This is a genomic window from Paenibacillus gyeongsangnamensis, from assembly GCF_027533625.1.
GTDB classification, from domain to species: domain Bacteria; phylum Bacillota; class Bacilli; order Paenibacillales; family NBRC-103111; genus Paenibacillus_G; species Paenibacillus_G gyeongsangnamensis.
Genome location: NZ_JAQAGZ010000011.1, coordinates 139521 through 162279, shown reverse-complemented (window position 1 = coordinate 162279; position 22759 = coordinate 139521). Strand labels below are relative to the sequence as shown.

Here is a 22759-nt window from a genome sequence, read left to right as displayed (position 1 = left end):
ATGTATGTTCAAATTGTGTCAAAGACCGTGAACATCCGGATGTGCCGGAAATCCCTGACATGCAGTAGGATAGAATATAGGAATTACCAGGAATTGGGATAAACTTAGCGAGGCATTTGTATATGTTCTTCAAATTGGAATAAAGCAAACCCTAAGGTAGGTAAAAAAGGCTTTTCAATGTATCGCATTCACATCGAAGAGCCTTTTTTTGATTGCCATTTTTGATTCATAATGCCCCATCAGCAAATTAAATGCAAGCAAAAATCTAAATCCGCCTGCAAATGTTGTTTCATAAGAACTTCCGCTTGGTCGCCGTCTCTCGCTTTGATGGTCTCATAGATCTGCTCGTGTTCATCAATTAAGCCTGGGCGGTTGTAGTAGACAACGGTACGGCGAAAAAGGTAAATGATGGAATGCATACGATCAATGATATCAATCATAAACGAGTTATTGCTTGCCTGCACGATGATCTCGTGGAATTTCTCATTGGCTTGCATAATTTCTTCGATTTCCCCGGTTCGGCCAATTCTGACACATTCAAGCAATGATTCAAGCTCGCTTTCGGGCAGGTAGGTCGCTGCACATCTAGATGCGTGACCTTCTAACAGCATACGAACCTGAAATGTATTTCTCAAATCCTTTTCTGTCGGGTTGATGACCATTTTGCCTGCGATAAGTCCTTCTTGCTCCAGTTTACGGATCGATTCACGTATTGGTGTCCGGCTGACGCCTAATTCGGCGGCGAGCTTTTCCTCAACAATTTTGGTGCCGCGAGGAATGTCGCCTTGCAAGATCATATCGCGAATAATTTCATAGGATTGGTGGTAAGCGTGGCGAGATTTATCAGTATTCTTGGGCAAATGATCCACCTCTTTGTAATCCGAGATCTTAACTAAATAAGTTATTATAAAGTATTTTTTTAAAAAAGTATAGACTGGAACTTTAATTGAAATGAGAATATTATAAAACGTATCCGAAATAAATTAAATTGTATACAAAAAATATAATATTGAATACATTTCGAAACCGTAACAGGAGGGAATAGAATGAGTAAAAAAATTGGCTTTGTAGGCTTAGGCATCATGGGGAAACCCATGTCGATCAATCTTTTGAAAGCCGGATATCATGTAACCGTATTCGATTTAAATAAAGAAGCAATAGAGCAAGTTGTTAAGTCCGGCGCTGTTGCCGCCGCATCTCCTCAAGAAGCTGCGCAGCATAGCGATATCATCATCACCATGCTCCCGAACGCAAATATCGTGAAAGGTGTTATTTTTGGGGAAAACGGAATTGCGATGGGCGCTAAAGAAGGATCGGTCGTGATTGATATGAGTTCGATCTCACCTGTAATTTCTCAAGAAATTGCCCGCGAGCTGGCGAAACAAGGGGTCAATATGCTGGACGCTCCGGTAAGCGGAGGAGAACCGAAAGCGGTTGACGGTACATTGGCTATTATGGTGGGCGGTAAGGAAGAAGCTTTTGAAAGCGTTAAAGCTGTTCTTCTTAGCATGGGAAGCGCTGTAACTTTAGTGGGCGGCAACGGCTGCGGCTCTACAGCCAAACTAGCCAATCAAATTATCGTTAATCTCAATATCGCCGCTATGTCGGAAGCGCTTGTACTCGCTGCAAAAGCCGGAATCGATATCGATAAAATGTATCAGGCCATAAGAGGCGGACTTGCTGGAAGTACAGTACTTGATGCGAAGGTGCCATTGATTCTCGACCGAAATTTCGTCGCCGGGGGCAGAATCGATATTAACCTTAAGGACTTAACGAATGTGATGGAAACAGCGCATGAAATCGGCGTTCCGCTGCCGTTGTCCAGCCAGCTTCTGGAGATTTTCCATGCATTGAAGGCAGACGGCAAGGCGAGTGATGATCATTGCGGGATTGTTCAATACTATGAAAAACTCGCACACGTTGAAGTAAGGAGGGCGTAATTCATGAGTACGAGCACAATGAGTTTCTCTTCTTTAGAATCTCAACTGCCGCCCGAGTGGAAAGCCAGCAATCTTCGTGAGCAAATAAAGCAAATCCATCAATCCGGCGGCAAAAAGATTATTGTGCTGGACGATGATCCAACAGGCGTTCAAACGGTCCACGACATCGACGTGTTAACGCAGTGGGATAAGGAATTATTGCAGGAAGCTCTCAATAAACCGGAGGCGGTTTTCTATATTTTAACCAACACACGCGCTTATCAAGCGGCCGAGGCGGAGCGTATTAACCTTGAAATCGCCCGGAATGTTCAGGCTGTTGCCAGTGAAACGGGAATCGACTTCGTCTTCGTCAGTAGAGGGGATTCTACACTCCGCGGGTATTACCCCCTGGAAATCGATACGCTAACGGATGAAATTCGCAGACTGACCGGACTTGAATATGACGGGCATTTGATCATTCCGGCTTTTTTTGAAGCAGGCCGTATGACTTATCAGAGTACCCATTACATCAAAGAGGGCGACACGCTGCTTCCCGTCCACCAGACGGAATTTGCGAAAGATAAAGTGTTCGGCTATGAACACAGCGATTTAACGCAGTGGGTTACGGAAAAAACGAATGGACGAATCCAGCCGGAAGACTGCGTGGTCGTTACGCTGGACCAGGTGCGCCGCGGACCGGATGCAGTGGAAGAAATACTGTTACAGGTTAAAGGGAATGTTCCTGTCATCGTGGATTGTTTATCTTACGCGGATTTGGATGTCCTTTCGTATGCACTATTGCAAGCCGAGAATAAGGGCAAGAAGTTCATTTATCGCACGGCAGCCTCTTTTGTGAAAACGTATGGCGGCATCGCAGATCAGGACATTTTGCCAAAAGAGAAGCTTGTAGCTAAAGGGCAAGAATCGCACGGAGGGCTTGTGGTCGTCGGCTCTCATGTGCAAAAGACAACGCGCCAACTGGAGCAATTGCTTGCGGGTACGGATATCTTTTCGCTCGAGATGGATGTGAATAAGATTTTGAATCCGGCTGAGCAATCGGGTGAAACGACGCGGCTCATTTCCGAAGTCAATGAGAGGCTTACGAGAGGGCAGAATGTGGTTGTATTCAGCAGCCGCAAGCTCGTTGCCGTCGAAAGCTCGGATGGAAATTTAAACATCAGCCAAACCGTATCGGAATCGCTGGTGAAAATCGTGAACTCCTTGAATATTGTACCTAAATTCATCATTGCAAAAGGAGGAATTACCTCCAGCGATGTCGCCACTAAAGGACTCGGCATTCGCAAAGCAAGAGTCATCGGACAGGCTGCGCCCGGTATACCGGTTTGGCTCACGGGTGAAGAGGCCAAATTCTCAGGAATTCCTTATATCGTATTTCCGGGTAATGTAGGGAGCGATACAACGCTTTTGGAAACCGTACAGAAAATCGAAGGTTAATCATTAAGGGCGTATCTCATTATAAATATCGTGAGCCCATGATTATCGCATTGGGAGAACGCTACTTCCCTACTGTCGATGTTGAAGGCTTTGCTGAGATGGTTAAAGCTTTGGCATCCAAGGCTAGTGTGCCTGTTTCAACTCACTTGGATCATGCCTACGAGAAGGAATCCATCATTCGGCCATACAGAATGGCTTTACATCGGTGATGTATGACGGCTCCAAATACGATCTGAACGAGAACATTTTACGGACAAAAGAAATCGTAGACCTCGCTCATCAGGCGGGCGTATCCGTTGAAGCGGAGATCGGTTCCGTGGCAAGAGGCGTTTTTTCGGATGAAGAAGAAGGTGACGGGACGCTTACGGATTCGCAATCCGCGAAGGAATTCGTAGCGGCTACCGGGGTGCTGTAGCTCCAATTGCCGCAACGATGCCCGGTGTCAGTCCAGAGCTGCTAGTGCTTGCAACAGGAGCAGGTTCCGTCATGCTTTCCCATGTGAATGACTCAGGGTTCTGGTTGATTAAAGAATTCTTTAATATGTCGGTTGCTCAGATATTAAAGACGTGGACTGTCATGGAAACGATCCTATCCTTTGTCGCCTTCGGTGTGGTGGTACTTCTCAGCTTTGTTATATAGGGTGGGTATATGAAGATCAGGGCTGAGGCTCTGATCTTTTTCTTCTTTATAGTTACTTGCCTCTGTAGACGAAATAATTTTTAGATAAGGAGTAGATCCATTTAATTTAAATTGCTTTTACGGTACTGCAATGGAGTTAAGCCCGTTATCTTTCTAAAGAGACGGCAAAAGTAGGGGAAATTAGGTATTCCGACTAAGGATCCGATATGCTCTACGGATTTCGATTCTGTTTTTAACAGCCAACAAGCTTGTCTTATTCTTCGAACAATCAAATATTCGGTGATGCTTCCCCCTGTTTCGTATCGGAATAGATGTGAGACATGATGCTTGGAAAGATGGAGTTCCTTGGCTAAGTCGCTGAGATCAAAAGGTTCAATATAATGCTCCTCTACCCAATTCATAATTTTTTCAGCATGGCTCTCAGAACGAGCAACTCCACTAAAACCACCATTATGCAATGATTTTAGATAATCTAAAATGTTAAGTATCAACATAGACGCAGCGTCCAGGTCTTCATCCCCGTCCCACCCCGATACCAAATGATTAAACCGTTCAAGAACCCCTGTGATATAAGCCACGTTGTGATCCATACGGAACACCTGATTGGATAGCTGTTCTTTCCACAACTGCTCAAAAAAACGAAACAGCACAGGAAAATTTTTAAGAAGAGGTGCAAAGGTGGAGGGCTCAAAGGTTAAAGTCGTACGCTCATAAGGAAATTGATTATTTGTATCAAATTGAACACGGTGCAGTTGAAAGGGTTGTAAAATTACTACGCATCCTGATTCGAGGTTATAAATCTTGCGATTGAGGGTCAAATTTCCTTTACCGCGATGGACAAATAATATCTCGATCCCTTTGTGATAATGGTAATAAACGGGGACGTTTTCTGTGGAAATAATTCTATACCGTAGCTGTATTGCCCTTGAATTTAAAACATGAAACACTTTAACGCTTTTTTCAATTTTTTTCGAGTGTTCCAACCATTCCCACCCCCAATAAACCTTATTTCAATTATAACAATTGAGTGATATTTTGTAACAGAAGAATATAACTTTTTATTTTAAAAAAAGGCTACGATTACATTAGTGATGAGGACTAATTGTACGTTTTTGTGCTGGAATAAGACGATATTTTTTATACTCAGATGCACCATGATTGGAGGGAGAGCATGAGTATCACTTTAGCTATCCTAAAAGAAAAGGAAAACTCCGAGCTATTGGTTGGAATTAAAGAATTATTGAAAGAAAGCTATCATATTTCTGAAGACGAAGCAATTTTGATCATTAAAAAGGGAATTGAAAAAGCGGAAGGGTTGTTATTCGATTATTTTTCATATGTAGACTCAATCCAAGAAATCAGTAGTAGAATCAGGGACACGCTAAACGAACATCTGAAACAAGTGGATCAGGAAGAAGAAATGGTTTTGAAGATGATAAGTGAAGCTGCTGTATGGCACGCGTTTGAACGGATTAGATGTTATTACAAGAACATGGCAAACGTGTTTTAATCTTACCTTGCGTGTAAGCTAGAATTTAAAAATTTTATTTATTGACGTAAGGGGAATCAACATCGATTCCCCTTGTTTTAGCGCCTATATTCAAACTTGCAGGGACATGGTTCCTCTTTATGGCTTAACCATTAATTGTTATTAACGGCTGAAGTCATGGTTTCAAACATCGCATTTCCACATAAAGAATTCAAACAAATCTTGAAAAGAATTTACATTCCAAGAATGAGTTGTAATCTCTAAAATCATTGTATAAGCAATAATACTTAGTAAAAAAGAGAGGAGAAAGAAATGAGTTTTAAACATCTTAGAAATGTTCAGCCTTCTATAGGAGGTGCCGGAAAGGCTGGAAATATCCTGCCAAATGTGAATTGGATGCCCTATATATTGATCTCTCCGGCGCTAGTACTGATTATTGGTTTCTTGTTTTATCCGATGGCAAACGTATTTTATTACAGTCTTCAAGAGTATAATCCTGCCAAGCCCTATTATAACCATTTTGTCGGTTTGGATAATTTCTCCTCCATATTTAGGAGTGATGAGTTATTTTACTCTAGTATGTTGGTTTCCTTAAAATGGGTGAGCATTGAGGTGATTCTTCAACTTATTTTTGGTCTACTTATAGCGTTGCTGCTTAATCAAACTTTCCGGTTTCGCGGTTTATTTCGAGCGATTGCGATCCTGCCCTGGGCTGTATCCGGAGTTATTACTTCAACGATGTGGTCCCTCTTATTTAACGAACATATAGGTCTAATTAATGATTTGCTGCTAAAGACTGGAATTATTCATCAAAAAGTCGCTTGGGTGGCGAGTATGGAAACCGTATTCTCGTCCGTAGTGGTTACTGAGCTTTGGAGAGGGATTCCTTTTTTTACTATTACGATGTTGGCAGCCTTGCAGACAATCCCTAAGGATCTGTACGAGGCGGCTACAGTGGACGGAGCAGGAAGGTGGAAATCGTTCAGACATGTCACACTCCCTTACTTAAAGAACCAAATCATATTGTCAACTCTTCTCCGATCCGTATGGGAGTTCAACAATGTTGATATGATTTTTACCATGACAGGCGGCGGTCCGGCGAATAAAACGACAACGTTAACTATGTATGTCGCCAATCAAGCGATCATTGCTCAAAATTTTGGTTATGGCTCAGCTTTAACGGTAATCGGGTTTCTCGTTTTGTTAATTTTTGCTCTATCTTACTTGAAAATTAGCGGCTTTGGCAAGGAGGCATAAGCAGTGCTGAAAAGGCTGGATAGAACGTACACTTTGTATCTTCCGCTATTCGTAACGATGTTGTTTACCATCTTTCCCTTGTACTGGACTATAGTCACTGCTTTAAAACAAGAATCAGATGTGACTGAAATTCCCATTCGTTATTGGCCTAAGTCGCTTACCTTTGAAAACTTTATCATCGCATGGGAGAATGTCGGATTCAGAGTCTTTTTCAAAAATAGTGTATTTGTTTCAGGTATGACTATATTCATAGTACTTATTTCTTCTGTACTTGTTGGTTACGCGCTCAGTCGATATAAGTTTAGAGGAAAAGGCGCGTTTATGATTACGCTTCTGTGTACTCAGTTTGTACCGGGTGCCATGTTGTTAATTCCTTTGTTTATGATCTTCAAATCTTTAGGTTTAACGAGCAGTTTATTTGCTCTTGTGATTACTTACAGCACATTCCAATTGCCGTTTAATTCTATTCTGATGAGTGGTTTTATTGCAAATATACCAGTAGAGCTGGAAGAAGCTGCAATGGTGGATGGGTGTAGTCGTTTAAAAGCGGTATTTTTAGTCATTTTCCCTATACTATTACCGGGGATCGTAGCTACGACGGTTTTTGCTTTTATTAATGCATGGAATGAATTTTTGTTTGCCCTCATGTTCATAAGTAAACCTGCTTACTTCACATTACCGGTTGGCTTACGTTATATGCAGGGCGAATTTGATATTCACTATGGAGCGTTAGCAGCGGGAAGCCTAATCTCTTTATTGCCGGCAGTCTTGCTGTTTGCCTATGTACAGAAGTACCTCGTACAAGGTATGGGGGCTGGGGCAGTAAAAGGCTGATGGAATTTGCGCTAGTTCTTCCTGCAAGGGATTAGAATATTAAAAATGAGAGGATGTATAAACATGAATAACAAGTCTGTGACGATGATAGCATTTACTCTGTTTAGCTGCTCCATATTATTATCCGCCTGCGGTGATGGAGGCAATAAACCAGAATCCTCCTCGAAAAGTGACAACAATGTCCAAGTTAAGTCAAAAGAAAATGTGAAGCTGACGTTCTGGGATGAAAATGCAGGTCCCGACCGGACTCCTTATTTAAAAGAATTAATTAATCGTTTTCAAGAAAAAAATCCTAACATCACTGTTGAATATGTGGGTATACCCAATGCATCGAATAAACAAAAGTATGATGTAGCGATATCGTCCAATGAAACTCCGGATATCGGGGGAGTCAATGCCGTATGGATTTCTGATTTTGCAGCAAAAGGCGCGCTGATACCTTTAGATTCTTATCTCGATAAATGGAATGAAAAGAATAAGATAGACAAGAAGTTAATCGACTATAACAAATCCTTAGCTCCGGACAAAAAGTTATACCAAATTCCTACAACGATGTATATGGATGTATTTTGGTATCGTACGGACTGGATAAAAGAGGCCGGTTTAAATCCACCGACCACATGGAATGCATTTTTTTCAGATGTAGAAAAACTTAAAGACACCTCTAAAAATCGCTACGGGTATAGTATTCGTGGCGGTGATGGAAGTATTAATCAATTGACAACGGCGATGTATGCTTACTCTGGGATCGGTAATTATTTCGATTCTAATGGTAAATCCACTGTAAATGATCCGAAAAACATCGAATTTTTGAAAAGATACGCCTCTCTCTATAAAAACTTTACTCCGACAAGTGATATTACTAACGCTTATAAAGAAATGGTAGGCACATTCGATGCCGGGACAGCTGCAATCATTCAACATAACTTTGGTTCTTATAATAACCATCTGCAAGCTATAGGAGAAGGAAAGTTCGCTGCAACGATTTTGCCGAAGTCTGATAATGGCAAACGTGTTATTTCTCCTACGGCCAATGGATATGGCATCTTCAAAAATTCGAAGCACCCGGATGAAGCATGGCAGTTGTTATCCTTCTTATTGTCAAACGAAAGCCAAACTTATTGGAATGAAAAAATCGGTCAAATGCCAACAAACTCGGATTCGCTTCAAAGCGATTATGTGAAAAAAGTCCAGCATATTCAAGAGGGAGCTCAAGTACTTGCAGATAAAGATACCGTTGTGCTGGATGTGCCCCTGAATCTTCCTGATTACAGCAATATAGTTAAACAACTACTCGAACCCAATTTCCAAAAAGTGCTGGCTGGAACGATGACACCTGAAAATTTCCTAAGTAGTTGGGCAAGTGCCATAGAAAAAGCTAAAGCGGATTATGATAAAAGTATGAAAAAGTAACGGGATTGGAACAAATCGAGGAACATGTACTTTCCTCGATTTGTAATCCAAATTCTCATATCCTGGATGAAGAGCCATTTTAATTGAAGCATTTGAGGTGGATACTGTGCCGTTCATACGAATCCGTTCACTAAAATCGATCATTCTATGGCTGTTCATTCCCATAATTATTTTATTTCTGTTGATTTCGGGCCTGCTATCCTCCCAAATGGCATTACAACAATTAAAACAAAATGCGTATACAAGCATCTACGACACCGTTTCTCAAACCAAGCAGTTTATGAACGAAAAGCTCTCCGAAATTGCGACTAATATAACGATTTTAGATAATGATTCCGACTTAAACAGTCTGCTGAATCGCTCAGACGATTCTGCGTTTGAGTTAGAACCACTGGATTATGTCAGTTTAAATAAAAGCTTGGAGAAAGTTTTTATCCATCGCAACGGAGTAATGGACTCCATTCTAGTATTTTATAACAATGGAAAAATTGCATTTCAAAAAAACGAGGAAGTCATAAATAATACAACTTTACCGTTAGAATATTACATTTCCAGAATCGATGAAGATAAGAATCTGTCATCTAATCATTGGTTAATGCAAACAGATTATAACCAAGACAATGGACATCAGGGTTATGTAAGCGCATTTAAATTGCTGGGCAAAAAACGTGACTTCATTAAGGGAGTCCTGTTATTTCAAATCAGGCCATCCTATTTCAAAACCATTTTAGGTAATCCGACTATCAGTCAAAATGGGTATTTGTGTCTTATCAGCAAAGACGGGGTGATGAGATTTAAAGATATTGATCCCAAATATGAACTAATCGACAATGAACTAAAAAATACTATTCTAGATGGTCATCAGACGCAGGGTAAAACCAGCATTATGAACAGCAGTGGAAATCAAATGCTAGTTATTTATGACACACTGAGCATCAATAAGTGGATAATAGCTGCAGTCGTTCCTGAAAACGAACTTTATCATAAAGTAGACTATATGAAGTATATTAATTTGGCCATGATGTTCATTTTGATTATTATCGCCATTTTTTTGGCCAACCTATTGGCTAATGTGATTACGAAACCCATTATTCATCTTACCCGCAAAATAAACAATATTGAACAAGGTAATTTTGAGATTACCTTCTCGGATAAGCAAAATATTAAAGAGATTGATGTCTTGAATCGGGGCATACGAGACATGATACATAGGATTAGCGATTTAATAGTTAAATTAGAAACAGAACAGGAAAAAAAACGTTTGGCTGAACTAACAGCGCTTCAGTACCAAATCCAGCCTCATTTTTTATATAATACGTTATTTTCAATCAAACAATTATGTGAGATGGGGGAGACCAAAAAAGCAGGGAGCATGGTGCTGGCTTTATCTAATTTTTTTCGAATCAGCATTAGTAAAGGCAGTGAGATCATCCCCATTTCTCAGGAAATAAAACACATAGAAAATTACTTGCAGATTCAAGAAAGCAGGTATGGAGATAAATTTAATTACAGAATTGATATACCGGAGGAGATGTTAAATTATAAAATCTTAAAACTGACCCTACAACCGTTAATAGAAAACTCACTTTATCATGGGATTAAGCAAAAAAATGAAAAAGGCACGATATATGTTAGAGGGATTGAAATGGAAGATGATTGCTATATATGGGTTGAGGATAACGGGGCAGGAATGTCACCCGAAAAGCTAATGGAATTAAACAGTAGTATTCATGAGGACAACGTTATAGAGAATCCTGTCGGCTTTGGAGTCGGTAATGTTCATAAGCGGCTTCAGTTACATTTCGGGAACAATTATGGTCTTTTTTACGAAAGTGAAGAAGGACTAGGAACTGTCGTAACCGTGAAAATAAAGAGGATACAGTAAGGAGGAGATTATGTACAAAGTTATCATTATTGATGATGACTGTATCATACGTAAAGGTTTAATGAAATTGATTCCATGGAACGAACATGGCTTTGACCTGGTAGGTTCGTCCGACAATGGAAAGGCGGGGCTTGAATTAATTAGAACGCTTCAGCCTCACTTAATTATAACCGATATACGCATGCCATTTATGAATGGTCTTGAACTCACAGAGATAGTAAAAAAAGAGTATCCTCAGACTAAGATCATTATGCTGACAAGTTATGATGACTTTGAATTTGCAAAGCAAGCTTTAAAGCTAAAGGTATTCGAATACTTGCTTAAACCTTTTGATAACGAAACCATCCTGAAAGCTGCCACCTCAGCAATGAATGAGCTATCCTACGAATATAGAATGAGTCAAAAAGTGACAGAAGCTTTGCCGATATTACGACAAAAGTTTTTAGAAAAGTTGATTAAGGGAAAGTTATCAGAAGTTGAGATACGATCCGGGGCTGAGCTTTTGGAACTTGCTCTGCCGGACACGAGTTACGCAACCATCGTGCTAAAGGCCGACGATTACTCCTATCCAGATTACCAAAACCGTTTTGGGAAAGAAATGCTCAAATATTGTGTGTTGAATGTTGCAGAGGAAACATTAGGTTCGAAAGGGCAAGGGATATTATTTGATTCGGTGGAAGATGAGGTTGTGCTGATCTGTTTTATCAATGAAAACGAAGAACAAGCAAAAGAGAAATGGTTTGTTTTAGCTGAAAGTATTCGAAGGAATATCGAAAACTGTTTAAAGACAACAATCACCGCCGCAATTGGGGATGTTTACCGAACCTATGAAGGTATCTCTCATTCGTACAAGGATGCACAAGCAGCATTAGAATTCAGACATATCATGGGCACTAATCGAGTCATAAGAAGGTTTGAGCACAATGAACCATCTGGAAGTATGGATATACTTAACCTCAAAAATGAATGTATTTTGAACGTTAAATTAGGATTCCTCGATAAAGCGTTATCGAATTTATATGACATCGAGCGGTCGATTTTGGAAACAAAAAATATATCATTACTTGGAGTCCAACGGATATCCATGGAAATTACACTTCTCCTTTACAAAGAAATGGAGATTTACACCAAGGGAGATGAAAACCTCGACTTAGCATTTCACAAGATTCAACAGTTTCAAACGGTTCATCATATATTCCTATTTATTGCAGATTTGATCACTACTTTTATCACATTAGTTCAAAGTAAAAGTGATTCTCAGACGAAGCGTATTATTAATCAAGCTGTTGTTTATATGAAAGCTTATTTCCATAATGAAAATTTATCGTTACAAAATGTTGCTAAAACGGTGCATATAAGTCCAACTTATTTAAGCATCATTTTCAAGAAAGAGATGAACATTAACTTTAGTGATTATTTGCAAAGCATTCGAATGAATGAAGCCATGGAACTCCTGCGGAATAGTAATCGGAAAACCTATGAGGTAGCAGAACGGGTCGGATTTAGTAATCCTCAGTATTTTAGCGTTTGGTTTAAAAAAAACACAGGGATGTCGCCAAAAGAGTTTAGGTCCCAATCGATTATGGAGAATTATGTAAGGGGGTGAATATGATGAGTAGTCCGCCTTAAATAATGCAGCTATTTAAGAGTAAAATGAAAGCGTTTTATTAAAAAGCAGGAGGAATAAAATATGGTATTATTACCTAAACATTCTAAAATACTTATGCTATCATCGCTTGTCTTATCGTTGCTGTATTCTCCGCTTGTTGCAGGATCTTATGTCAGTGCGGCAGCCGGTATAGCTCAGCCCGAAATCTCCCATCATGTCAAGAATATTCTAACCATTGATGGTTTGAACTTCAAAGATTTAAATGGGAATGGCATACTGGATCCTTATGAAGATTGGAGACTCCCCGTTGACAGCCGGGTAAACGATCTTGTCTCCAAGATGACGCTTCCGGAAAAAACCGGGTTGATGCTTTCCATGTCGCACTATATGGGGAATAGCAAATCTTGTCCGGCGCCAGCTGCCGGCGGCACTCCCAATGGCATCCTGTGTGAGAATGACCAGTGGCAAACCATTAACAACTTTGCTGTTCCAGGAAGCGAGATGTATAATCTTGATCCACCTGTTCTCTCCGCCTCTGCTGCTACAAAAGGTATTACGGAACGTAACTTGCGCTATTTTATCATTCGCGACAATCCAAGTGCAAAAGATTTAACGATATGGACTAATAAAATCCAGGAGGTAGCGGAGGGTACAAGGTTAGGTATCCCAGCCACCATGATCTCGAATCCTCGTAACCATGCGGGAAATTTGGCTTTCGGGTTTAGTGAGGCATCAGGCAAGTTTTCTTTATGGCCGGGCGAATTGGGTATGGCTGCAACGAATGACGCGGACCTGATGAAGCAATTCGGGCAAATCGCTGCGAAGGAATGGGAAGCGACGGGTATTCGCAAAGGATATCAATATATGGCGGATGTGGCTACAGATCCTCTTTGGATGCGGTACAATGGAACATTCGGCGAATCGCCTGATCTATCCTCGAAAATGATTTATGCGGTTATTAAGGGTTTTCAAGGCGAGCAGCTCGGTCCGCATAGTGTCGCCCTGACCACCAAGCATTTCCCTGGCGGCGGTACGCGTCTGAACGGCCATGATCCTCATTATTCTTGGGGCAAACCCAATCCCTATCCGACGGAGGGCAGCTTAATGAAGTATCACGTTCCCTCCTTCCAAGCAGCTATCGCTGCGGGTACCTCGGCTATTATGCCGTATTACGCTAAATTCGATAATTCATTGAATGCGCCTCAACTTCCAAACGGACAGTCGTTTGAAGAAGTAGGTTTTGCTTACAACAAATACCTCATTACAGACATTCTGAGGAATCAGCTCGGATTCAAGGGGTATGTGAACAGCGACACCGGAATTATTACTGCTATGCCTTGGGGCGTGGAGAACTTGACTAGGGTGCAGCGATATGCCAAGGCAGTGAATGCAGGTGTGGATATTATTGCTGGAGATCACAATCCTGCCGACCTTTACCAAGCCGTTGCGGACGGTTTGATTACCGAGGAAAGAATTAACCAGTCCGTAAAACGGCTATTGACGGAAACATTTACATTAGGACTGTTTGAAAACCCTTATAGAGATCCCGATGCCGCTCAAAGAATTGCGACTGACCCGGTTTCGCAGCAAATCGCGGATGAAGCGCATCGCAAGTCGGTCGTGCTCCTTCGTAACGACAATAATATGCTTCCATTGACTGACATTAAGCTCGCCAATCAGAAGCTTTATGTGGAAGTCGTAACCAAATCAGGTGCAGCGACTCAAACGGATAATTTGAAAGCTGCCATCAAGAAATATGATCCTGCCATCGTTCTTACGGATAATCTCGACGAAGCAACGAAAGCTTTAGTGTATGCTATTCCTAGTGGTGTAGGGGATACTCCGGACAAGCCATTAAAAATAGCGCTGGACGCCGATACCGGTATCGATGTTGCGAGGATACAAGCGATTGAAGACAAGGTTCCTACTATCCTGACTATTAATATGACTAACCCTTGGCTGATCGGGGACATAGCAGAGAAGGCTGCTGCCGTCGTGAGCGTGTTCGGGATTAAAGCAGAGCCGCTCTTAGATGTGCTTCGCGGTCGCTTCAATCCAAGCGGCAAGCTTCCCTTTACGATTCCTGCTAATCAAGCAGCGGTTGACAATAACAAGAGCGATGTGCCGGGCTACGATGAAGATGCAAGCTACGTCTATCGCGACAAAAATAACAACGCATACGGGTTTGGCTTTGGTTTAACTTATAACGTAGCAAATGCTACTCTGACCGGTAATAATTCCGTTTCGGGAGGAAAACCCTTTAACTTGAATTATGGCCTGAATAAAATAAGCGAAAGTGTTAGTCAAGGAGTATATGCACAGGATTTGACCCTTAATTATGATCCAACGCAGGTGGAATTTGTCAATGCACAGTCTTTGAAAACCGGGTTATCCGTTATAAGCCAAAATGTTACCGCTCCAGGTAAAGTCCGACTACTGCTCGCAAGCTTAGGAGCAAGCAATGCGGTAAAAACGGATGGCGACCTCCTAAGCCTTCAATTTAAAGCTAAGTCAAATGTGCAGTCGGATTTTGCAGTCGTTTCGTTAACTAACATCATTTTATCTGATGGAACTGGTGTTGAAACAAGGTTGGCCAACGTCTCGCAAAGTATAAAAATGAATTACATTATAGGCGATCTAAATGGTGACGGAAAAGTGACCATAGGTGACCTTGCCATCGTTGCAGCGGCATACGGAAAAACATCAAGCAGTCCGGACTGGGCTCAATTTAAGTTAGCGGATGTGAACAATGATGGGGAGGTTGACATTGTCGACCTTGCATATGTAGCACAATTCATCAATTAAATGTTAAGCAGGGGGAGAGCGAAACCTTTCCCCACTGCCTTTATTAAAGGAGGGCCTATATTTTGAATCGAAAATTGCTTTCGCTCAGCTTATCATTACTAATGAGTTTTGTGTATTTGCTTCCGCAGGGTACATTAGCAGAGGGGATTCCTTCGTTTTCTTTAACACTGGATAACAACCAGGTGACGCCAGGAAAGGAGATTCAGGTTACCGTTATTGGAAATAATTTAGCGGATGTGTACGCCTACGAAATGAATCTTGATTTTGATCATACATTGCTGCAGTTTAAGGGAATTCAAAGCGGCATTTCAGGATTTTCAATCGATCCACAGGTAGATGGCGATCATCTGAAATTCGCAAGCACGAAGATAAGTAAAGTAGCCGGTGAGAATGGAACTCTTAATCTGAGCACCATTACGTTCAACGCGATCGGACAAGGGAGTGCTGCGCTTCAGTTGAAAAATGTACACCTCGTCGATAGCCAATTGACCTCTCAAGTAATTAATACAGCCGCAAAGGCAACGGCACTGATTGTTGCTAATGGAGGGAGTTCAGGGGGAAGCGGAAATTCGGGAGGCAATGGCAGCGGGAGTTCAAATCATGCAGGTAGTGGGAGCGGTAAAATAGATAATAAAGACGGACAGAATGTTCAATTAGAGCAGGGGACAGTAGTTGTAATAACTCCGGATGTGAAGATGGATACGGCAACAAAAACAGCAACTTCAATCATAAACAAAAGCGCCTGGGAGAAGGCCGTTCAACTATCAGCTTCCAATGAGAATGGGATCAAGAAAATCCAAATTCAAATCAAGGAAGTACCGGGTGCGATAGCTTATGTCCAGCAATTCCCGACAACGGTTCTTTCAAATAATAGAGTATCGATTCAAATTGAAATCGTTTCGCCATTTGCTGCGGTCGTTATCCCGAATAATATGCTTCATGCCGGTGAATTCACCAGCGAAGCTGTGGGGCTGAGAATTGGAAAAGCCGATGTGAGTAAACTAGATAAGAGTGTATTAAACCAAATAGGTGACCGTCCCGTAATAGATTTAAGCATGCAATCCGAAGGTAAAACGATTTTATGGAATAATCCGGAGGCTCCAGCGGCAGTACGCATACCATATTCGCCGAATGCTGTGGAAAAGCAGAACCCAGAGCATATCGTCGTATGGTATGTAGCCGGTGATGGACAAGTCGTCTCCGTACCTAACGGCCGGTATGACGCCAAAACCGGGACAGTCCTCTTTACGACCACACACTTCAGTAAATATGCGGTAGCCTTCGTTCAAAAAACGTTCGATGATATCGCTTCCTTGGATTGGGCGAAAAGTCAGATTGAAGTACTGGCATTCAAAGGGATCGTGAGCGGGGTCTCGGACAATATATTTGACCCTGCTCAGCCTGTCACTCGCGCAGATTTTTTAGTCTTGTTAGCACGCACTTTAGAGCTGGACCGTAGTAAGGGAATGGGCGGCAAATTTGCAGATGTCCGTGAAGGTGATTACTACGACGAAGCTTTGAGAATCGCTAGAGGAATGGGCATTACGGAAGGCGTCGGCGATAATTTATTTAAGCCGCATGAACCTATCACAAGAGAAGATATGATTGTATTGACAGTGCGTGCGTTGAGAGTGGCAAAACAAATGACAAGCAAAGCTAAAGAAGAGCAACTAAGGCAATTTAACGATTATACAGCGGTATCCGCTTATGCTGCTCAAAGCGTGGCTGCACTAGTCGAGATGGGGCTGGTTCATGGTTATGATAATGCTCTCCATCCTAAGGAAACTACGAATAGGGCACAGGCGGCTGTTTTGATGTATAACATTTACACCCATTTTTATAAGTAATTCTTGTGGAGTTCACTTCATTAATGAATCTGTTAATTATAGGCTACAACAATTAATCGATCCACAAACCCCAATCAGTATACCGTTTTTTAAACAAAAGACGTTAGTCCTATCTGTTATCGTTTTGATTTTTATGACGACGATATTTTTGTATGGTAGTATTTAAATGACAGAGGAATTCAAAATAATGAGATTGGCACGCTCAACCATCGGTTGAGCGTTACCTAAACTTGTGATTGTCGAAGGTACCGTCAGCCTGCTTGGGCCATGCGTACGGTTGAGCGCATTTTTAACCAATGATATGCATTTCCAAGCATCAGACCTATAAACAGATACATCAGTCCGCCGAAACAAACATAAATTACAGTGCCCGCGGCTGCAACAATTATACCGAAAATAATTTGATCGTTCACTTTGGCCGGAGACGTAGGCGGATCGGTGAGCATAAAAAAACCAAAGTAAAGAGCCGCGTTAATAAAAGGCGGTCGAAGCGCATCAAACACATCCCCCTTATGAAACAACCCGAGAAGGAGTAACAGCATAAAAAGAGTTCCAAAAAACGAAAACACTTGAGGATATTTATGGATCCGGTTCGTGATGGCATATCCGCCGATCAATACCAACACAGACCATGCAGGCAGATCCGAGAATGCCCCCCACCAGCTTTGTCCCGCTCCAAAAATTAAAACGGATGCAAGCAGTCCCATGACCGCCGGATTAAAAATCGGCTTTTTCCTATAAACAAAGAAATACTTGGACAAAATAGATATGGCTGCTGTGGCCGAAACGACGAGCCAAGACGTAGTCGTGCTTAAGATCATGGAAATGATTAGCCCTGTAATGAACGCACTGTCTGGTATAACCAGCTTTTTTTTGACGATCCGCGAGCAAATAATGTCGACCGCCACGCAAACCCCGACGGCCAAAACTGCCTTGACGACTCCCGTGCCGTTTTGCAGCCCTATAGAAGCGATAACAGCATAAGCAGCCATGGCGATGGCGACATATCCCTTTGGTGTTTTGATCCATTGGCTGATTTTCATCTATATCCCTCCGACTGTGACGATCTGTAGATCGGATGCGATCCAAATTGCTTTTAAGCCAGCTTGTTCGATCAGCATCCTTCCTTTTTTCTTGCCCATTAGGATAGAAGAGGTCGAAAATGCGTCCGCCATCATCGCAAAAGGGGCTATCACACTGCAGCTGACCCACTCAATGGGCGACAAACCGGTTTTGGGATCAATGATATGGTGAACGCCGGGCACTTTTTCGCTCTTGCGTTCATATCCTCCCGAGGTGCAGACCGCCTCGTTGGAAATGCTCACCGAGCAGATCATTTCATCTTTTCGCTCCGGGTGCTGAATACCGATTTCCCACCGTTTTCCGCTTTCATCAAGCCCGCTCGCAAACAGATCACCGCCGGCATTGACCAGAAATCCATAAAACGGCTTCAATTCTCTCGCCGCCAAGTCGATGGCGAAGCCTTTGGCCACCGCTCCCAAATCGATGATAAGCGGTTTACGTAAAAGTACGGTACGATCCCGTTCATTTAAAACGATATCCCGGTAAGTCGGCGAATCAGCCATAAAACTTTCGATTTCAAAACTTTCGATTCTTTGCCCCGTTAAATAATGGCGGTTGAAGCCATAATCCTCCATCCTCTTCCCAATGGCGGGGTCAAACGCGCCTTTCGTCAACTTGGCCATCTCCAACGCCAGTTTAAGCGGCTCGAACAGAAGCGGACTTACCGAAACCGGGGTCCCGACCCGCGCGCACACCTGCATTAATTCACTGTCAGGGCTAAAACGGCTGCAGGCCTGCTCCACCTGACGAAACGCCTCGAATGCCCGGTTTATGGCCGTTTCCTTCTCTCTGTCGGTTCTTCGTGTTGTGCCGGCAACCTGTATATCAACTACCGTATCCATATACAATTTGCTTTTTCTCATCATGCCCCTCATCCGATTTGCGCCTGGGACAGCGCATTTTGCACGGCGTCCTCGAAGGCTTGGGTGCTGTACGTCGCGCCCGACACATTTTTGACCTTCGCGCTTTGTATTTGGATGACTTCGTTCGGCAGCCCAACGACATCGCTTTCGGAGTAATGCATTGCGAAATCGCTGATCTCCACATCGGTTATTTTATCGTTCTTAACCGATACAGCCACTTGTATCGAACCGCGACGATTTCTTCCAGTACCGGTAAAGGTTCCGTCTTTATACTTTTTGCCTTTGACGCTCTTATTGGCGGAGTCAGTCGCGCTGGGGCTGCTGCTCGGTTGAACGTTTGCCTGGACATGCTGAGGCTGCTGCATAGCGTCTTCCGTTTCGGTCGTAACATATCCGGCGGCATAAACCGCAGCTAGGGCCGCAGAGCATAGGGCAACCCATTTTCGGTTCATTTTTGCCATGTTGTCTTCTCCTCGTTCGTCAATTTCTTTACCTTGACAAGGCAACCTCAGTATATAGGAGTATTATTTAAATTTTCTTAAAAGCAGATTTTTCATAAAAGCCGGATTTTCTGATAAAATAAAGTTCATAAATTCCAGGCAAAGGCGGGAAACGGCATGCGTGTTCTGGTCATAGAGGATGATACTTCTTTGCTTAAGATCATCAGAGATATTTTCGAAGGCGAGTCTTTTGTGACGGATACCGCCGAGACAGGTGACGAAGGTTATTATTTGGCCGAGCAGGTGATCCATGATTTGATTGTCCTTGATGTGATGCTTCCGGGGACGAGCGGGATTGATATCGTCAAAAAATTAAGGGAGGACTCCGTATTGGTGCCCATCATTCTTCTGACGGCCAAAGACGCGGTGGAGGACAGGGTAGCCGGATTGGATGCAGGAGCTGACGATTATATAACGAAGCCGTTCGCCGTCTCCGAATTACTCGCAAGGGTAAGAGCCGTCTTGAGGAGAAAAGGGACTATTGGCAACGAAGGCGATATGTTCTGCGGGTCCATCCGGCTGATACCCGGATCAAGAGAAGCACTTATTGGAGAAAATGAATTGAATTTGACGACGACAGAGTATGACTTGCTGGAATTTTTCTTATGCAATAAAGATCGAATATTAACCCGCGAGCAAATATTTGACCGGGTCTGGGGCTTTGATTCGGGCTCCGCTACCTCCGCTGTAGATGTATACGTACATCATTTGCGCAAAAAGCTTGCGGCCTGCGGGGCCGGCGCGCATTTGCGGACGGTGCGGGGAATCGGTTATATGTTAAAGGGAGAGTCTGATGTTTAATATCATTCGAAGAAAGCTTGTCATCATTAACGCCGCGGTCCTTCTGCTTGTTTTTATCTTAATAAGCTGCTTGCTGTACGCCCATATGCGTTACCGATTGTTTCATGACACCGACGAAATTTTGATACAGTCCCAAAAACGTATTCAATCGTTCCGCAACCTGACCGAGATGTTTCGATCAGATCATCCGAATCTCCAGCAGGAAGAAAGAACGACCTACTTGTTTTGGGATTCGGAAGGAAAGCTTCTTGGCCAATCACCCCAACAATCCTTCTCTGAAGAAGCGGCGAATCAATTCAGAACAGCCCTGGAGCAGTCGCCGCCTCATACGGTAATCATCCAGCAGATTAGCTACCGGGTCATGCAAATTCAGGTTCAGCAAAGCAGTTCTAACGGGATTGCATCGATCGGGATCGTTCGAAACTTAAAGGATGTGGACAGTACGCTTCGTTCCTTACTGTGGGACATTGCTGCAGGAATCATTGCTAGCGCTGTTATTTCCATTATGGCTGGACTATTTCTGGCCGGGCGCGCGCTTATCCCTATTCGAAACGCTTGGGACAAGCAGCAGCGCTTTGTGGCCGACGCCTCTCACGAACTGCGTACCCCAATGGCAATCATCCGCGGGAAAACGGAGCTTCTTCTCCGGCATCCTGTGAGTACCATCGAACAAGAGAGCCCCAATATTGCCGTTATTCTAAAAGAAAGCAAACATATGAGCAAGCTGCTGGATGATCTGCTCACACTCGCCAGGTCCGATTCCAACCAGCTGCAGATTCAATCGTCCAGATTTGCATTGGATTCCTTATTGCGGGAATTGGCGGAGCAATTCCGGCTGCTAGCGAACACAAAAGAAATCGAAATCCAAACGAATATTCAGGAGTCGTTGTCGTTATGGGCGGATGAAGGCAGGATACGCCAGCTTCTCATCATCCTTTTGGACAATGCTTTGAAGTACACAGCGTCATCGGGACGAATCGAGATTTCCGGGTGGTATCAGCCGAACGCGGTATATATCGGCGTATCAGACAATGGCTGCGGTATAGATGAATCGGATTTGCCTCATGTCTTTGAACGATTTTACCGCGGCGACAAAGTGAGATCCCGTGCCGAAGGCGGAACGGGTCTCGGGTTATCGATTGCCGAGTGGATTGTGACCGCACACGGAGGTACGATCCGTATCGAATCCAAACTTAATAAGGGAACCAAAGTGGAGCTACTCTTTCCGAGACATCCGGTGAAAAAATAAAAGCGAGAGACGGAAGTATCGCTAAACAAGAAGGCTTAAATAACATTGAAGGGCCCCAAGTTTTCGAGGGATTATAGAAAGGAATTGATATTATGAGCATGGGGATCGTGGTTGTTGAAGTTTGCGACCGAAATGAGATCTCATTGAAACCATTAGAGGATTTCGAAACGAAGTATCCGGAGGTTGCGGTCATACGAACGAATTGTCTGAACAAGTGTAATTTGTGCCGGGCAAGACCGTACGCACTTGTGAATGGGAAGAGAGTGTTTGCGAAAACAGCGGAGGAATGTATCCGGGAGATCGAAGAGGTGGTTAAAGAAGAAATTAAAGAGTTTTACGGCATATAAAAAAAGATCGCTCTACATATTAGGTTGTGGAGCGATCTTTCAAACGCGGTTTAATTTTATATGTGCAATTGTGGTCGCCTTTAGCCAAACAAGTGCTTCTCTTGACATCTGCGTCAAGCAGGGATTCAAATAAATCAAGCTCGCAATTGCAGGCATGTTCGTATTGGTTTGCGATATGCGAAATAGGGCAGTTATGTTCCGTGATGATAAATTCTTCTTCATCGTTTGATGACTCGAGCTTTTCCCATTTTGCCATATAGCCGCTTTCATTTTGGATATCGGCCAGTACGGCGACTCTGTCTTCCAGCTTTTTACCCTTAATTTGTTCTGCATATTTCTGCTGAAGTGTTCCTTTACGTCTCTTGAAAAGTACATCCACCATGTCGGGACCTGTTTCTTGAATGAGCTCATGAAGCAAGTCTAGCGCGAGCAAGTGATATTTTTTGGGGAATAAATCCTCCGCTGCATCCGTCAGACGATAAACGGCTGTCGGTCGTCCCATAGCTTGATGAACGATCCTGTCGCATTCTATTAACCCGTCTTTCTCAAGCGAGTTTAGATGTCGACGAAATACGGACGGATAATCGTTTAAGCACGCGGAAATAGCCATTGTTCCGAACGAAATGGCTGATTTCTTTCTCCTAACGGTATGGTCGCGGAAACCTGTTATGCTCACTTCAGTCGCTTTTGCCAGCCGCAATTTTTTTTGCTCCGATACAAATCGGCTTGACAAAGGTAAACATGTTCATGTATCATTAGTTATG

Annotated in this window: 19 protein-coding genes and 2 pseudogenes; 15 read left to right on the top strand and 6 right to left on the bottom strand. The window is 42.9% G+C overall.

Translation table 11 applies throughout. The features are described from left to right. Positions 1-239 precede the first annotated feature (239 nt). A complete protein-coding gene (locus O9H85_RS18055) occupies positions 240-860 on the bottom strand; it encodes a GntR family transcriptional regulator (protein ID WP_269882817.1) in 621 nt (206 codons plus the stop codon). Positions 861-1046: 186 nt separating this feature from the next. Between O9H85_RS18055 and garR the strand changes: the two genes are divergently transcribed. The 4 genes and pseudogenes from garR to O9H85_RS18030 form a co-directional block, all read left to right on the top strand. Next, positions 1047-1940, top strand: a complete 894-nt coding sequence (garR, locus tag O9H85_RS18050; protein ID WP_269882816.1) for a 2-hydroxy-3-oxopropionate reductase — start codon at positions 1047-1049, stop codon at positions 1938-1940. A gap of 3 nt (positions 1941-1943) precedes the next feature. Further along, positions 1944-3374, top strand: coding sequence for a four-carbon acid sugar kinase family protein (locus tag O9H85_RS18045; protein ID WP_269882815.1), 1431 nt, complete (start codon positions 1944-1946; stop codon positions 3372-3374). A gap of 38 nt (positions 3375-3412) precedes the next feature. After that, positions 3413-3789, top strand: a pseudogene (locus O9H85_RS37800) (class II fructose-bisphosphate aldolase). Then, positions 3780-4013 (top strand): annotated as a pseudogene (locus O9H85_RS18030) (GntT/GntP/DsdX family permease); the annotation flags it as partial. The pseudogenes O9H85_RS37800 and O9H85_RS18030, both read left to right, overlap by 10 nt. 101 nt (positions 4014-4114) lie before the next feature. Here the strand turns inward: O9H85_RS18030 and O9H85_RS18025 are convergent. Further along, positions 4115-4996, bottom strand: a complete 882-nt coding sequence (locus tag O9H85_RS18025) for an AraC family transcriptional regulator (RefSeq protein ID WP_269882813.1) — start codon at positions 4994-4996, stop codon at positions 4115-4117. Positions 4997-5184: 188 nt separating this feature from the next. Between O9H85_RS18025 and O9H85_RS18020 the strand changes: the two genes are divergently transcribed. The 8 genes from O9H85_RS18020 to O9H85_RS17985 all read left to right on the top strand — a co-directional run bounded on the left by O9H85_RS18020 (position 5185) and on the right by O9H85_RS17985 (position 17152). Further along, on the top strand, positions 5185-5523 hold the full coding sequence (locus tag O9H85_RS18020) for a hypothetical protein (protein WP_269882812.1): 339 nt from the start codon (positions 5185-5187) through the stop codon (positions 5521-5523). Between the two features lie 291 nt (positions 5524-5814). After that, on the top strand, positions 5815-6759 hold the full coding sequence (locus O9H85_RS18015) for a carbohydrate ABC transporter permease (protein WP_269882811.1): 945 nt from the start codon (positions 5815-5817) through the stop codon (positions 6757-6759). Positions 6760-6762: 3 nt separating this feature from the next. Next, positions 6763-7593 (top strand): carbohydrate ABC transporter permease, encoded by an 831-nt coding sequence (locus O9H85_RS18010; RefSeq protein ID WP_269882810.1) that lies wholly within the window; start codon positions 6763-6765, stop codon positions 7591-7593. Between the two features lie 63 nt (positions 7594-7656). Continuing rightward, positions 7657-9006, top strand: a complete 1350-nt coding sequence (locus O9H85_RS18005; protein WP_269882809.1) for an ABC transporter substrate-binding protein — start codon at positions 7657-7659, stop codon at positions 9004-9006. Between the two features lie 208 nt (positions 9007-9214). Next, positions 9215-10891, top strand: coding sequence for a sensor histidine kinase (locus O9H85_RS18000; RefSeq protein WP_269882808.1), 1677 nt, complete (start codon positions 9215-9217; stop codon positions 10889-10891). 10 nt (positions 10892-10901) lie between these two features. Next, positions 10902-12497: a response regulator gene (locus O9H85_RS17995; protein WP_269882807.1), complete on the top strand. Its 1596-nt coding sequence runs from the start codon at positions 10902-10904 to the stop codon at positions 12495-12497. 84 nt (positions 12498-12581) lie between these two features. Continuing rightward, complete coding sequence (locus O9H85_RS17990) at positions 12582-15305, top strand: glycoside hydrolase family 3 N-terminal domain-containing protein (protein ID WP_269882806.1); 2724 nt, start codon at positions 12582-12584, stop codon at positions 15303-15305. A 62-nt stretch (positions 15306-15367) separates the two neighbouring features. Continuing rightward, positions 15368-17152, top strand: coding sequence for an S-layer homology domain-containing protein (locus O9H85_RS17985; RefSeq protein ID WP_269882805.1), 1785 nt, complete (start codon positions 15368-15370; stop codon positions 17150-17152). 251 nt (positions 17153-17403) lie between these two features. Here O9H85_RS17985 and O9H85_RS17980 read toward each other — a convergent pair whose 3' ends face one another. The 3 genes from O9H85_RS17980 to O9H85_RS17970 are packed head-to-tail and all read right to left on the bottom strand — an operon-like array spanning position 17404 to position 19559. Continuing rightward, on the bottom strand, positions 17404-18195 hold the full coding sequence (locus O9H85_RS17980; RefSeq protein WP_269882804.1) for an RnfABCDGE type electron transport complex subunit D: 792 nt from the start codon (positions 18193-18195) through the stop codon (positions 17404-17406). Then, positions 18196-19077 carry an FAD:protein FMN transferase gene (locus O9H85_RS17975; RefSeq protein WP_269882907.1) on the bottom strand — a complete coding sequence of 294 codons (882 nt, stop codon included), beginning with the start codon at positions 19075-19077 and terminating at the stop codon, positions 18196-18198. Positions 19078-19106: 29 nt separating this feature from the next. Continuing rightward, positions 19107-19559: an FMN-binding protein gene (locus tag O9H85_RS17970; protein WP_269882803.1), complete on the bottom strand. Its 453-nt coding sequence runs from the start codon at positions 19557-19559 to the stop codon at positions 19107-19109. 156 nt (positions 19560-19715) lie between these two features. Here O9H85_RS17970 and O9H85_RS17965 point away from each other — a divergent pair, with 156 nt between their 5' ends. From O9H85_RS17965 to O9H85_RS17955, 3 genes are all read left to right on the top strand, one after another. Further along, positions 19716-20399, top strand: coding sequence for a response regulator transcription factor (locus O9H85_RS17965; protein WP_269882802.1), 684 nt, complete (start codon positions 19716-19718; stop codon positions 20397-20399). Beyond that, entirely contained in the window at positions 20392-21648 is a 1257-nt protein-coding gene (locus O9H85_RS17960) for a sensor histidine kinase (protein ID WP_269882801.1), read from the top strand. Before O9H85_RS17965 ends, O9H85_RS17960 begins: the two co-directional genes overlap by 8 nt. Before the next feature lie 92 nt (positions 21649-21740). Next, positions 21741-21995, top strand: a complete 255-nt coding sequence (locus tag O9H85_RS17955) for a YuzB family protein (protein ID WP_269882800.1) — start codon at positions 21741-21743, stop codon at positions 21993-21995. A gap of 19 nt (positions 21996-22014) precedes the next feature. Here O9H85_RS17955 and O9H85_RS17950 read toward each other — a convergent pair whose 3' ends face one another. Further along, positions 22015-22695: a helix-turn-helix transcriptional regulator gene (locus O9H85_RS17950; protein WP_269882799.1), complete on the bottom strand. Its 681-nt coding sequence runs from the start codon at positions 22693-22695 to the stop codon at positions 22015-22017. Between the last annotated feature and the right edge of the window lie 64 nt (positions 22696-22759).

Excerpts from the sequence above, each read along its gene's own strand:
- O9H85_RS17960 (WP_269882801.1), top strand. The coding sequence starts at position 20,392 with ATGTTTAATATCATTCGAAGAAAGCTTGTCATCATTAACGCCGCGGTC.
- garR (WP_269882816.1), top strand. The coding sequence starts at position 1,047 with ATGAGTAAAAAAATTGGCTTTGTAGGCTTAGGCATCATGGGGAAACCC.
- O9H85_RS17970 (WP_269882803.1), bottom strand. The coding sequence starts at position 19,559 with ATGGCAAAAATGAACCGAAAATGGGTTGCCCTATGCTCTGCGGCCCTA.
- O9H85_RS18045 (WP_269882815.1), top strand. The coding sequence starts at position 1,944 with ATGAGTACGAGCACAATGAGTTTCTCTTCTTTAGAATCTCAACTGCCG.
- O9H85_RS17980 (WP_269882804.1), bottom strand. The coding sequence starts at position 18,195 with ATGAAAATCAGCCAATGGATCAAAACACCAAAGGGATATGTCGCCATC.
- O9H85_RS17955 (WP_269882800.1), top strand. The coding sequence starts at position 21,741 with ATGAGCATGGGGATCGTGGTTGTTGAAGTTTGCGACCGAAATGAGATC.
- O9H85_RS18005 (WP_269882809.1), top strand. The coding sequence starts at position 7,657 with ATGAATAACAAGTCTGTGACGATGATAGCATTTACTCTGTTTAGCTGC.
- O9H85_RS18000 (WP_269882808.1), top strand. The coding sequence starts at position 9,215 with ATGGCATTACAACAATTAAAACAAAATGCGTATACAAGCATCTACGAC.
- O9H85_RS17990 (WP_269882806.1), top strand. The coding sequence starts at position 12,582 with ATGGTATTATTACCTAAACATTCTAAAATACTTATGCTATCATCGCTT.
- O9H85_RS17965 (WP_269882802.1), top strand. The coding sequence starts at position 19,716 with ATGCGTGTTCTGGTCATAGAGGATGATACTTCTTTGCTTAAGATCATC.
- O9H85_RS18020 (WP_269882812.1), top strand. The coding sequence starts at position 5,185 with ATGAGTATCACTTTAGCTATCCTAAAAGAAAAGGAAAACTCCGAGCTA.
- O9H85_RS17975 (WP_269882907.1), bottom strand. The coding sequence starts at position 19,077 with ATGGATACGGTAGTTGATATACAGGTTGCCGGCACAACACGAAGAACC.
- O9H85_RS18015 (WP_269882811.1), top strand. The coding sequence starts at position 5,815 with ATGAGTTTTAAACATCTTAGAAATGTTCAGCCTTCTATAGGAGGTGCC.
- O9H85_RS17995 (WP_269882807.1), top strand. The coding sequence starts at position 10,902 with ATGTACAAAGTTATCATTATTGATGATGACTGTATCATACGTAAAGGT.